General features: G+C 39.4%; 10 protein-coding genes. All 10 read left to right on the forward strand.

From position 1 onward, the window contains the following. Positions 1–192 precede the first annotated feature (192 nt). Positions 193–588, forward strand: a complete 396-nt coding sequence (locus H4O20_RS13565; protein WP_185099630.1) for a calcium-binding protein — start codon at positions 193–195, stop codon at positions 586–588. Positions 589–737: 149 nt separating this feature from the next. Continuing rightward, positions 738–1,967 carry a HEPN domain-containing protein gene (locus H4O20_RS13570; RefSeq protein ID WP_185099631.1) on the forward strand — a complete coding sequence of 410 codons (1,230 nt, stop codon included), beginning with the start codon at positions 738–740 and terminating at the stop codon, positions 1,965–1,967. A gap of 201 nt (positions 1,968–2,168) precedes the next feature. Further along, the gene (locus H4O20_RS13575) at positions 2,169–2,597 is read left to right on the forward strand and encodes a hypothetical protein (protein ID WP_260402690.1); all 429 of its coding nucleotides are present in this window, start codon (positions 2,169–2,171) and stop codon (positions 2,595–2,597) included. A 118-nt stretch (positions 2,598–2,715) separates the two neighbouring features. Further along, positions 2,716–7,131, forward strand: coding sequence for a CusA/CzcA family heavy metal efflux RND transporter (locus tag H4O20_RS13580; protein WP_185099632.1), 4,416 nt, complete (start codon positions 2,716–2,718; stop codon positions 7,129–7,131). Continuing rightward, on the forward strand, positions 7,100–8,356 hold the full coding sequence (locus H4O20_RS13585) for an efflux RND transporter periplasmic adaptor subunit (protein WP_260402691.1): 1,257 nt from the start codon (positions 7,100–7,102) through the stop codon (positions 8,354–8,356). The genes H4O20_RS13580 and H4O20_RS13585 overlap by 32 nt, the downstream gene beginning before the upstream one ends. Positions 8,357–8,463: 107 nt before the next feature. Continuing rightward, positions 8,464–8,802 carry a P-II family nitrogen regulator gene (locus tag H4O20_RS13590; RefSeq protein WP_133759045.1) on the forward strand — a complete coding sequence of 113 codons (339 nt, stop codon included), beginning with the start codon at positions 8,464–8,466 and terminating at the stop codon, positions 8,800–8,802. 16 nt (positions 8,803–8,818) lie between these two features. Next, positions 8,819–9,244 carry a Fur family transcriptional regulator gene (locus H4O20_RS13595; RefSeq protein WP_133759044.1) on the forward strand — a complete coding sequence of 142 codons (426 nt, stop codon included), beginning with the start codon at positions 8,819–8,821 and terminating at the stop codon, positions 9,242–9,244. Between the two features lie 12 nt (positions 9,245–9,256). Then, positions 9,257–10,573, forward strand: a complete 1,317-nt coding sequence (locus tag H4O20_RS13600) for an APC family permease (protein ID WP_185099633.1) — start codon at positions 9,257–9,259, stop codon at positions 10,571–10,573. Between the two features lie 174 nt (positions 10,574–10,747). Beyond that, positions 10,748–10,957, forward strand: coding sequence for a GDCCVxC domain-containing (seleno)protein (locus tag H4O20_RS15210; RefSeq protein WP_073217619.1), 210 nt, complete (start codon positions 10,748–10,750; stop codon positions 10,955–10,957). A 59-nt stretch (positions 10,958–11,016) separates the two neighbouring features. Next, positions 11,017–12,921: a heavy metal translocating P-type ATPase gene (locus H4O20_RS13605; protein WP_185099634.1), complete on the forward strand. Its 1,905-nt coding sequence runs from the start codon at positions 11,017–11,019 to the stop codon at positions 12,919–12,921. The last annotated feature ends 1,147 nt before the right edge of the window (positions 12,922–14,068 follow it).

The raw sequence follows: 14,068 nt of genomic DNA on the forward strand, positions 1-14,068 counted from the left end.
AATAATTGTGCCTGAAATAAAAAAGAGCTTACGGATCTATTCTTTCTATCTGTAAGCCTAGAATTATATTGTCAAAAATTAATAAAGAAATTAGTTGTTTTTTATCTCAGTTCTTTGTTAGATTATGAAGTAAGGCTTAAAGCAATTCAGGATTCAATTAAAACCACTTTTAATCCTGATGATTTAATATCTATGAGAATCTCTAATCCCGAATGGAACGAAAGTATCTATGGAGGCGATAATATATTCAGTATTGCCGTTAGAGATGTAGTGAGGAAGGATAGAGAAGAAGATAGAGATGTTATTGCGTTAAAATTTGATATAATATTCACGGATCTTTTCGGAGAGGAATTAATGCGTATGGAGAATGTCACCCTCGAACCACCATTTCCTTTAGAAAATGGAAGGGAAGGTTTAACGAAAATTTTAAGCGGCCCTCTTACCTATACTATGCCCTATAATAGTTATTCAAAACAAGGACAGGACGTTATAGCTCTAAAGAATCATTACAAGAACAATAAAACTCATATTAATTATCAAATCAATTCCGTAGTATTTAATGATGGCACAGTCTTAAATAAAAAATAAGAAAACCAAATTATTGTTTAAGGCTTTTGTCCTTGCTTCAGTACGAAACAAAATACACCTCCAGCTTTCAAGCATCAATTCCAGAGCACGCTAAGGATAAATTGTGGTTTTTATAAAATTTTGAAAACAAAATACATTAACACGTAAGAATGAAGCGAGACGAAAAATATTATGGAGAAGTTTGGCTTGAGAATAATGACCAGGAAAAAAAGTTTGCGGTTCTGTCATTCCATGATGATGAAATATTAATTGAAACTAATCTTCATTCTACAGAAAGATTTTATAAAGAACCCCAAATTTTAGGCGCCTTTAACGGATTAGGTTTTTTAACCTTTGTGGATTGCCATATTCAACAGTCAACTTCTGGTGTGTCCGAAGTTCGAATTTATAATCCGACCTATACCTTTATTGGTCTTTCTCACTTTGTAGACCCCTTTAAATTAAAGATTAATCAATTCTATGTAGTTAATGAAGCAATTGTTAAATGGGTGAATCATCGTACGTGGTATGACCTCAAACATAAACAACTTAATTCGACAGAGTTTAATGATGAATATCTGATTTCAGACAAAAATCTTAAAATTACGATTAGGCATTATTTAAATCTTCAGAGTAATAGAGCCGAGTTAAATATTAAAAACAAAGGCGAAATTTCGTTCCAAACCGAAGAATATATTGATATTCTTGAAGCTATTGAAATCTACGACCACTTTCAAAGAGTTTTGCAATTACTACGCGGAGGTTCTGCGCAATTCGACAAATTTGGATTTAAGTGCCCATCGTGTGATGATTGGCAGGAAGTTTATTATAACGATAAAAAATTAACCAAATCAAAGAACAACTATGTTCATACTACGTATTTTGAGGTTAAAGATGATTTACATAAAGTTTTAAATGGTGCTTACTCTAACGAAATATTTAAATTCTGTTTAGATAAATTAATGGAAAACTTTATTTCCCGACAGAGTAGTTATAATAAAAGATTTACAAACAGCATCATAGCATATGAGGCTTTTATTAAACGTCATTCGGATAAACAGGGGGGTAAGTTATCAAGAGGTCTACAATACCATCAAAATATATTTATTCTCATTAGCCAAATGGATAAAGAGACTTGGAAAACATTTCCAAGTAAAGTAGTTAGATCCAGAGATTATCATACGCATAGTAATTTAGGGAACAGAGACATCTTTACAGAATATGAATTACTGTACATTAGCCTTCTTATTGACTTCGTCATAGGTTATCTATTATTAGAAACGGTTGAAGTTTCCGAAGAATTACTTGATAAGTTTGTTCAACACGGAAGAAGTGTTTTCATTGATATGCAAAAAACGAATTCAATTTTGTCCGCCAATCCGTTGCTTAAAAAAAAGTAATAATCTTCGAAATTTAGCCCACCGCACACCCATTTGCTTCCAGTCGGTTCTTTTCGCTCGTTCGTGCCTCACTCTCTACAATCACCCACTTCCAGCAACGCGCAGCAAGAGTAGCCCACCATTCATTTCCGTTGCACTACAATTCATTCAGGGCCACACTTGCTATTTCAACTCCTGAGTATCATTATAATTGCACAACCTTTGCACGTAATTATTTGTACATTTGTAGAAATTATGAAACTATTCTTTTCCATATCAATGTCTATTTTATTCTTTTTTCAGGGAATTAGCATAGATATGGACTTTTGTGGGCCAATTAAAGAAATTTCAAGTATTATTACCCATTATCAGGATCATAAAATTTATGGCGACTCTTTCCTTGAATATGTAATTGAAGATTACATTGACAATGATGCAAAAAATGAAGGGCATCATAATAACCCAGATAAGGAAAATACACCAGTTCATTCTCATAATCAATGTTGTCATCCTTTAGTATTATTTATTGCGAACAACAATTCGGCCCTAATCAATCGACTAAAGTTTGAAGATAAAGAGCCGTTCAATTTATATACAGTTAACTTCTATTCCAGATATCTGGAATCTCTCTTCCAACCCCCGCGAGTATAATTCAGTTTTTTTTAAGGATAGCTATATCCTAACGTGATGCTTCTCAAAGTAAGCATTGCTTTATAAATGCGTTGCACCCATTCGCACCGTAAATTTTCAACTGAATTAATACATATTTATGATTAATAAAATCATTTCATTTTCCATTAATAATAAATTTATTATTGGGCTATTTATAGTGGTGCTTATTGGCACAGGCATATACTCAATGGCCACTATAAATTTGGGTTCCGTGCCTGATATTACCAACAATCAAGTTCAAGTTATAACAACTGCCCCTAATTTGGGAACGGAGGATATTGAGCAATTTGTAACCTTTCCCGTAGAATTGGCAATGGCAAATCTTCCAGACGTTATCGAACTGCGTTCGATCTCTCGTTTTGGACTGTCCGTGGTAACCATTGTTTTTAAAGACGAAGCAGGAACCTATCTGCCACGACAATTGGTCCAAGAAAAATTAACCGCAGTTGCGGAAGAAATCCCTGAAGGTTTTGGCACGCCTTTTATGGCGCCCATTACCACGGGCTTGGGCGAAATATTGCAATATACCTTAAAGGTTAAAGAAGGGTATGAAGAAAAATATGACGCAATGGAACTGCGCACCATTCAAGACTGGATCGTGAAACGCCAGATGGCGTTAGTCCCGGGAGTTGTTGAAGTAAATGCTTTTGGAGGCTATGTAAAACAATATGAAGTCGCTCTTAATCCTGCTAAACTAAAAAGTTTTGGCATCACAATGCACCAGGTCTTTGAAGCCCTTAAAGTGAACAATGCCAATACGGGTGGAGCTTATATTGAAAAAAACCACCAAGCCAATTTTATCCGTGGGGAAGGGCTGGCACGAAGTATCGCCGATTTGGAAAACACCGTTGTGACCACTCAAAATGGAAGCCCTGTTTTGGTAAGGGACGTTGCCGAAAAAGTGGGTTACGGTAACCAAGTGCGTTATGGTGCATTTACCCAGGATGGTCACGAATCTGTGGGTGGCCAAATATTAATGTTGAAAGGACAGAACCCAAGTAACGTTATAGAAAATGTTGAAAAGCGTATAGCCGAAATCCAAAAATCCTTGCCTGAAGGCGTGTATATCGATACATTTTTAAGCCAAAGCGAACTGATTGAGAGAACCACAAGTACCGTTAAAACAAATCTAATTGAAGGGGCACTCATCGTAATATTCGTTTTGGTACTCCTTTTAGGTAGCTTCCGTGGCGGTTTGATAGCAGCTTCGATAATCCCCTTGTGTTTATTGTTCGCATTTATTTTGATGAAGCAATTTGGTATTTGGGCAAATTTAATGTCCTTGGGTGCAATTGATTTTGGAATTATTGTTGACGGCGCGGTAATTATAGTGGAGGGAACGGTTTTTCACATTCATCAACGGATGAAGAAATCCAATGCAATTATGGGACAATCCGAGATGGATGAAATAGCCTATGATTCTTCTAGTAAAATGATGAATTCTGCCTTTTTCGGTCAACTAATCGTTCTCATTGTTTTTACACCTATTTTGTTCTTGACAGGTGTGGAAGGAAAAATGTTCCGCCCAATGGCCTTTACCTTTGGATTTGCAGTTTTAGGCGCTATCATCCTTTGTCTTACCTATGTGCCAATGATGTCGTCATTATTTTTAAAACCTGCCAAAAACCAAAATAGTTGGTTTGCCAGATTTGAAAATCGGATGGATAGGATAAGCGATAAAATTATGGGCCTTTTGAATCGCGTGTATCTGCCCATACTGAATTTTTCACTTCGTTTTAAAGCAGGGGTCGTAATAGGTGCGGTTGCCTTGCTATTGATTGCAGGATTTGTATTCAAAAATATGGGAGCTGAATTTATCCCGAAATTTGATGAGGGCGATATTGCGTTTCAAGCATTAATAAAACCGGGGAGCAGTCTTACAGAGACCATCGAGGCTTCAAAGAAACTCGAAAATCTAATAAATGAATTTCCTGAAGTTAAAACTGTAGTTTCAAGAATCGGGGTAGCCGAAATCCCAACCGACCCGATGCCAATGGACATTGCGGATAGTTACATTATTCTTGAAAAAGATAAAAGCAAATGGACTTCCGCCGACAGCAAAGAAGAACTCATTGAAAAAATACAAGAAAAGATTTCGGTTGTTCCCGGTGTCAATTTTGTATTTACCCAGCCCGTGGAACTTCGTTTTAATGAGTTGCTAACTGGAGTTCGTGAGGACGTGGCAATCAAATTGTACGGAGAAGATTTGGATGTGTTGGCAGATAAGGTACAGGAAATCGCAGCGGTAATACGTGAAGTACCGGGTGCAGCAGACCTTAACGTAGAGGCTACAAGCGGTTTGCCACAAATGACAGTGGTGTATAACCGCGCAAAAATGGCACAATACGGTGTAACTGTGGATAAATTGAATGATTATGTAAGTGCCGCCTTTGCAGGCGAAAAGGCAGGTGTGATTTTTGAAGGCGAAAAGCGTTTTGATGTGGTTATCAGGTTGGCAGAGGACTTTAGGCAAGACATCAATAGCTTAAAAAACCTTTACATAGACCTGCCGAACGGTGCTCAAGTGCCTCTAAAGGAAGTTGCGGATATCAGTTATAAAGCTGGGCCAATGCAAATTTCAAGAGACAACACTATGCGTCGTATATCTGTGGGTGTAAATGTTCGTGGACGCGATGTAAAATCGATGGTCGAGGAAATTCAGCAAAAACTGGAAACGGAAGTGGAACTGCCACCAGGTTATTACGTCACTTATGGAGGATCATTTGAAAACCTGCAACGTGCATCAGACCGATTGATGATAGTAGTGCCCATCGTTCTACTAACAATATTTATCCTGCTTTATTTCGCTTTAAATTCATTTTCACAGGCTTTGATGATTTATATGGCAGTGCCTTTGGCGGCAATAGGCGGGGTTTTCATTTTGTTGATCCGTGGAATGCCTTTCAGTATTTCGGCAGGGGTCGGGTTTATCGTACTCTTTGGAGTAGCGGTTTTAAACGGTCTGATACTCATAAACAAATTCAATGAACTAAAAGAAAGTGGAATGACAGATTTAAAAAAACGTATATACGAAGCTACGCACGAACGTTTACGTCCCATTTTATTGACTGCCATTACCACAATTATGGGCTTTATCCCAATGGCGGTTTCCACCTCTGGTGGTGCAGAAGTACAGCGACCATTGGCAACAGTAGTCATTGGAGGAATGCTTACGGCAACATTTTTGACCTTGGTGGTTATTCCTATTCTTTACTATTGGCTGGAATCGAGAAAGGAACGAAACAATACAAAGGGGGATATAAGCTATGTCAACAGGTCAACAAACATTATAACGGTATTATTGATGGTTGGAGGTTTGATGGCTTCTGGAACTTCATTTGCCCAAGACAATAGTCAAGATGGTACAATTCCAAAGACCTTGACCATTGATGAGGCCATTGCTATGGCAAAACAGAATTATCCTACGCTCAAGGAAAGTCAGGCATTTATTGAACGGGAAAAGGCGATGAAAGGCACCAGTTTTGACCTTGGCAGCACCGAAGTTTTTACAGGCAAGGAAGAATATGGCAATAATCTTCCTGGAGTTCAAACAACCGTTGGTGTGCAACAGGGAAATATTGATTTGCTTTCCGGGTTTTCAAAATCGAAATTTTACAAAGAACGTATTGCCTTGGGAGAAAAGTTTTTTGTGGCAAGTGAACAACAGTTGGTGCGTAATGTGATGCAGGCGTATGACCAAATTAATTATTACAAGGCACAGTTGCGTTTTGCTGACCAATTGGACAGTACTTATGCCAATTTTAAGAACGCTGCCCAACTTAGGTATGACACAGGAGAAACAGGCAAGTTGGAGTTTATTGCAGCCTCTTCCGAATTTCAGCAGATACAAGTATTAAAACAACAAGCTTTTGATGATATTGAAATCGCCAAACGTGCCTTAAAGCAATATTTGGGAACCGATGAAAACATCGAGACGGTTGATGGCGTTTACGAGCCATTGGATTTTATGGCTACATTAGATTCAACTTCAGTGGCAAATAATCCAATGTTGCAATATGCCTTGCAAAATGCCGAAGTAAGCAAGGCAAACGTGGGTGTCGAAAAATCCCAATTTCTACCTAAATTTAGTTTATCGTATGGCAGACAAGTTGTAGATGAAGTGTCAGGCTTCAATACTTTTCAGGCAGGCATTAGCATTCCACTATGGTTTTTTCCGCAAAAGGCAAGAGTCAAGTCAGCTAAGGCAGACGCAATGATGGCAGAATATCAATATTTGGAACAAAAAGAAGTTACGGAAAGCCGTGTTTCGCAATTGCTCCAATCCCTCGAAAAAACTAAGAAGACCTTGCAATATTATAAAGAAGGCGCACTGCTATTGGCAGAGGAACAGATAGCCACGGCACAGTTGGCATCCAAGGAAGGCGAAATTGATTACGTTAATTACATTACAATTCTAAACAGTGCCATCCGCATCAAACAAAACCATTTACAATACATAAACCAGTTTAACCAGCAGACGATTGAGATACGATACCAACTGGGCAATTTATAATCAAAAAAAAGGAAAAATGAAGAATATATTAGTAATAAGTACCGTATTGTTTACACTTATGTTTATGAGTTGTAACGATGCCCCAAAATCTGAACTCGGGCATAACGAAGCGGAGGTTGGGGAAGATGCGCACGGCGAAGGCCACGACGAGGAAGAAGGAGTTGTAGTGCTTACAAAGCAACAGGCCGAAAACATCGGTTTAAAAACGAAAACTCTGGAGGAACGAACTTTAGGAAACAACATTAAGGTAACAGGAACGCTGGAACTTTTTCCACAGGATAAGGCGAACATCAGTCCGTTTGTTGGTGGAAATGTGAGTTCCATTAAGGTAGTACCTGGAGATAATGTAAGTAAAGGACAGGTATTGGCATATATTGAGCATCCCGATATCATTGCAATGCAACAGGAATTTCAGGAAAAAAATGACGAACTGGTCTTTTTGAAACAGGATTTTGAACGCAAGCAGACCCTTTATGATAAAGGCGTTTCTTCTGGCAAGGAATTTCAGATGGCGCAGTCAAAATTTCGTTCCACCACATCCAGTGTCAATGGGTTGCGTTCCCAATTGAAACTGTTGGGCATTAATCCCGACAAAGTGGCGGAAGGTCAAATATATTCCGCTGTTCCCATTACCACGCCAATAAGTGGATACGTGGCAGAAGTAAATATAAGTTTGGGCGATTATGTGGGCGCACAATCCAAAATGTTCTCAATAAGCGATAACTCAAAAATTTACGTCAATTTTAAAGTATATGAAAAGGACATATACCAAATAGAGAAAGGGCAACAAATATATTTTTCCACGGCCTCCCACCCGGACAATTTGCTTAAAGCCACCGTTCGGTCTGTTGGTAAAACCTTTAACACCGACCCAAAGGCTTTGGAAGTCTTGGCGGATATTGAAAACAAGGATAAAAACCTATTGCCGGGAATGTATGTGGAAGGGCGCATAGTGCAGGGCGAGAAAAAAGGTTTCGCTATTCCTGAAGCTGCTATCATAAAAGAAGGCGAGCAATCCTTCATTTTCATTTTGGATGAAGACGAAGAAATGGAAGCGGGCAAAATGAAATTCAAAATGATACCCGTAACGGTTGGTATTACTGATTTAGGCTTTGTTGAAGTCAATCTTCCTGCCGAAGTTTCAAAGGATGCCAAAGTTGTCATAAGTGGAGCTTATAACCTGTCTTCGGAAATGGTTAAAGGCGAACTGGAACACGCACATTAATTCAATCACCATCAAAGATTTTGATTCCGGGTTTGTTTATCGTCTTAATAAGTTAGTTAAAAATTAAAAAACAGGCTCGGTTCAAAATCGATTAAAAATTTAAAAAAATGAAGGAAATAAAAGCATTTATAAAACCGAACCGGATCCAAAGGGTAATTGAAGCTCTTGCTGATAGTGGTTTTAAAAGTATGACCCTGTCACAAGCAGAAGGCACGGGAGCGTTCAAGGCAAAAGGCGCAAGACCGTCGCTGGATTTTCACGTGACAGATAGTCCAGTGGTCAAGCTGGAACTGGTTTGTCAAAATGAGGAAGCCCAAGCCGCAATTGAAACAATTCTAAGAAATGGTAAAACGGAAGAACCAGGAGACGGGATTATTTATATCGCAAATATAGAAGATGCCTTTCACATTAAAACGGGGGAATCCTTAAAACGTTTCGACCTGTAAATCAATTTATAAACAAATGGAAAAAATAGTTCAATTTTTAGAAAGCAAAGGAATAAGGCCTACTGCAATGCGCCTTTTGACCTATAAGCGGTTGGCAGAGTTGAATGTGGCCATCAGCCTTGGCGATTTGGAAAAGGATTTTAAGGTCAGTGAAAGAAGTACCCTATTTAGAACTATGAAAACCTTAGAAAAAAAAGGTGTTGTGCATCAAATTGAGGATGGTACAGGAGTCATAAAATACGCTCTTTGCGAAGAAAATTGTGAGTGCGAGGTCGGCAACGACCTTCATTTACACTTTCGTTGCAACAATTGTAATGAAACGGTCTGTTTAACAGAGCATAAAATCCCTCATATCAACTTACCCGATGGTTATATCACGGAGGATATCAACTTAGTAGTAAAAGGTATTTGCGAAAAATGCAGCGGCCATTCCAGAAATTAAAAGAACAGTATTATGGCTGAACTAAAAAAATCATTGGGAACCCTTCGTCTCACTTTTTACGGTGTAGGTACTATTGTGGGCGCAGGAATATACACGGTAATTGGTGCCGCAGCTGGTCAAGCTGGCACAGACCTTTGGTTGAGTTTTATTTTTGCGGCTATTGCGGCAAGTGTGTCGGCAATGTCTTATGCTGAATTATCCTCAACCTATCCGAATGCGGGTGCGGAATTTATTTTTGTACGCAAGGCGTTTCCTAAGATTGATATTCCGTCTTTTCTCACGGGCTGGACGATTGCGTTCCACAGTTCGGCCACCATTGCAGCGGTGCTACTGGCTTTTTCAGGCTATTTCAACACTTTTTTTAGTATTCCTTCCCTACTTGTCAGTTATGGTGTTTTGGTTATGCTCTGGTTGATAAGCATTACGGGCATCAAGAAATCATCTACCGCTAATATCATTATGGTTAGTATTCAGCTCTTGGGATTGTTCCTTCTTATAGCGTTCGGACTTTTGGAAACAGGCCCACCAAAAGCAGCATTTTTTAAAGTTGAATCCTTTTCCGGTACTTTGGCAGCAACGGCTACCTTGTTTTTTGTTTATACTGGCTTTGAACATATGGCGGCTTTGGGTTCAGAGGTAAAAAACCCTGGCAAGACAATTCCTCGTGCCTTTCTATTGACAATGGTTTTTACAACCGTCATCTATTTGCTCATATCTTTTACGGTACTCAACATTGCCGACCCGTCAGAACTGGCAAAAGTGGATTCGCCACTTTCACTTGCGGCCTCCAACCTCAACAGTTGGTTGCCCGTTGCCTTGGCCGTAGCAGCACTTTTCGCCACTGCCAATGCGGCTTTTAGTGGTATAATTTCTATTAGCAGGTTGCTTTTTGGAATGGCAAGCGTGGGCGAACTACCAAAATTTATGACCAAAACCAATGCACAGAAAGTTCCGTGGGCAACTACCCTTGTAGTTATGGTAGCAGTTGCTGGATTTATATTGTTGGGAGATATCAAAATCGTAGCGGGAATGTCATCTTTGGGTGCATTGCTTGTTTTTGTTGCCGTGAACATTGCACTTATCGTATTGCGTTTCAAAGCACCCAATAAAGAAAGACCATTCAAAGTTCCTTTATCCATTGGAAAAGTTCCAGTATTGCCCATATTGGCGATACTCATTAGTTTGTCCTTGGTAATTCAATATGATTGGGAAGTATATACAGCATTTGTGGGAGCTATTGCAGTAGGCATTATCTTGGATTATTTTTTGGACAAAAAGTCAAAAGATGAAATAGACCCTGAAAAAGAAAAGGAGCTTTTTAACCATTAATCTAATGTTATGGACTGGATGTTTGAAGATTTTAAAACCGAACTGGATAACCTAAATCCTTACGAAAATGGTAACGCGATCATTGAGTTTGACGATACTAAAACGAATGAAGGTGAAAATTGAGGAAGCAATTAATGCAACAAATTACAAGGTAACAAGAAAAAATAAAAATCAATGGAAGCTATATTAAAATCAGAAATTACCTGTCCAAACTGCGGACACAAAAAAGTAGAAGATATGCCAACAAATTCCTGTCAATTCTTTTATGAATGTGAGAAGTGTAAAACTGTTCTAAAACCAAAAGAAGGTGATTGTTGTGTGTATTGTTCTTATGGTTCTTTGCCCTGTCCTCCTATCCAGTTAACAAGAAAAGATGAATGCTGATGCAAATGCAATTCCTGTGCATAACCTTTTAAAGTATCTTTAAAGAAAATTTTAATAAAATGAAAGCAGCTACATCCCGGCCCTTAAGCCCAAAAGTTAATAAAGAAAAAACAGGCTGGAAAACCCACTGGGACCTTCTGCTTGCCTTGCTGATTTTGGTTATACTGTTAACATTGGAATATGGGTTTAACCTCGACATACCCACTATACCTTTATTGGCAATTAACCTCATTGCTTATCTTCTCGCCGGAAGAAAAGTTTTAGATCTCGCTTGGCGAAAGTCAAAAAGAGGCGATTTCTTCAATGAATTTGTATTGATGAGTGTGGCAACAATCGGCGCATTCATCATTGGAGAATATGAAGAAGGTGTTGCCGTAATGGTATTTTACCAAATAGGCGAATGGTTTCAGGACTCGGCAGTTAAGCGCGCCAAAAGAAGCATTAAAGCCTTGCTTGATATAAGGCCTGATGAAGTTATCGTTCTAAGAAACGGAAAATCACAGGTTATACATCCTTCAGAAGTAGAAATAGGAGAAAAGATACAAGTGAAACCTGGTGAAAAGGTTGCCTTGGATGGTGATCTCATTTCTGAAAAAGCCTCTTTCAACACTGCGGCATTAACAGGGGAGAGCAAACCAGATACCAAATATAAAGGTGAACAGGTACTGGCCGGGATGATCAATCAAAACACACTTGCAGAAGTAAAGGTAACCGCCCTGTTTAGGGATAGTAAACTCAGCAAGATCTTGGAAATGGTACAGGATGCCACCGCACGTAAATCACAGACCCAACTCTTCATATCCCGTTTTGCCAAAGTATATACCCCAATCGTATTTTTCCTTGCACTGGCACTTTGTGTAACCCCAATATTTTTTGTGGATGATTATGTGTTTCGGGAATGGTTTTATCGTGCATTGGTATTCTTGGTGATCAGTTGTCCCTGTGCATTGGTTGTTTCCATACCTCTGGGCTACTTTGGAGGTATCGGCCTTGCTTCCCGAAATGGAATCCTGTTCAAAGGCGGAAACTATTTGGATGTTATGACCCAAGTAAAAACAGTGGTGATGGACAAAACAGGCACCTTGACCAAAGGGGTCTTTAAAGTTCAGCAAGTAGTACCCCAAGGAATTGAAAAAGAAGAACTGATCAAAGTAGCAGCAGCTTTGGAAAAGAACTCGACCCATCCCATAGCCATAGCTGTAACGGATTATGCCGATAATAAACACCAAGGCCTACAAACTTCAAACATTGAAGAAATAGCAGGACACGGCTTGAAAGGCATCGTTGGTAATAAGGAAGTATTGGCTGGAAACCTTAAACTTTTAAAGAAATATGACATAGCTTATCCTGCCGAAGTCGAACAGATTGTAGATACCATAGTGGTATTGTCCATTGATAATAAGTACGCCGGTTATATCACTATTGCCGATGAAATAAAGGAAGATGCATATCAGGCCATCAAGGAAATGCACCGTCTAAACATAAAAACCGTAATGTTATCTGGTGATAAACAAACAGTGGTAGATCAGGTGGCAAAAGTTTTGGGAATTGATGAAGCTTATGGTGGCCTGCTTCCGGACGAAAAAGTGGAGAAAGTGGAGGCTCTTAAAAAAGAAGGAGTAAAATTGGCCTTTGTAGGCGATGGTGTTAACGATGCTCCGGTTATTGCCCTCGCCGATGTTGGTATTGCAATGGGCGGTCTCGGTAGTGATGCCACCATCGAAACAGCAGATGTAGTTATTCAAAACGACCAGCCGTCAAAGATCGTTGCAGCAATAAAGGCGGGTAAAATCACCAAAAACATTGTCTGGCAAAATATCATTCTCGCTATGACAGTCAAAATTATAGTACTTGCATTAGGTGCAGGCGGTGTTGCTACTTTATGGGAAGCCGTTATCGCAGATGTGGGTGTAGCTCTTTTGGCTATATTGAATGCTGTGAGAATACAACGGAAGGATTTATAACATCCGCATACTTATCTTGGCTTCAAAAAGATTGTTTTTCTCGAACGAAAAAAATGTTCCTTGCTCTGGCGGTTGTTGCTATGTTCGCTTCAAAAACTTAATAGACAACCCAGATGTCATTTATAAATTGCTCATTCCTCTACTGATATTTTTATTGTGATATTTTTTATTGGTCAAATCCTCAGGCAAATCCCTAAAGTTTAGCTATTCAGACAGGGTAAGCCTGACATTAACTACTACGGCAAGAAATTCACCTATTTCATTAGCCATTGCCGTTTCTGCTTTTTTTTATGAACCATTAATAGCATTATCATTAATTATTGAACCATTGGTTGAACTTCCAGTTTGGTTTTGACATCACAAATAATATTGTATTATTGTGCTTAATATACTGACCCTAATTTCCTCACCACTAAAGCTAACCTTATTCCTTCTATAGCGGAATTAGATGATTCCAATTTAAGGAAAAAAACCCACCGCACAGCCATTTGCTTCCAGTCGGTTCTTTTCGTTCGTTCGTGCCTCACTCTCTACAATCACCCACTTCCAGCAACGCGCAGCAAGAGTACTCCTTCAATCGGTTCCGTTGCTCTCCACCTCAATCAGTCGCACCCTTGCTTTTTCCCACGCGCATCCAAACGCAGGTAAAGCGGTGTTCGTCAGTCGTTCCGCTTTGTTCCGCAAAAACATATCTGCAAGGGTAAAATGAACTCCCTGCGGTCGCCCTTGCATATACCGTTCACTTGCCAGGTGTCTTGCGCTCCAGTGGGTGCTCGCCACCTGCCGTTCACTTGTTTTGCTTCACACGCTACTCTCCTTCCTCACCCGTGGCTACTCCATCCCCCCAAACCCTAATAAGGTGTTCGCTGCGCTCACCACTTTTTTAATTGGGGGTCTGCCGCCACTTGTTAATTGTGCGAGCCTGCGGGTCGCTTCGGGCTGATCGGGCTGTCACGTTTTTTGCAATCCGCCATTTGCTTTCAGTAGGTTCTTTTCGTTCGATCGTGCCTCTCTCTCTACAATCACTGGAATTCCTACTAATTTTGTGACATTTTTTTAAGCCACTTTATTAGTTTTCCCTCTTAATTTAACTTCCATTTCTAGAGGGGAAATATACCCTAGAGATGAATGTAGTCTTTCATTATTA

Origin of the sequence: Aequorivita sp. 609 (genome assembly GCF_014212065.1) — a bacterium.
GTDB lineage: Bacteria > Bacteroidota > Bacteroidia > Flavobacteriales > Flavobacteriaceae > Aequorivita > Aequorivita sinensis.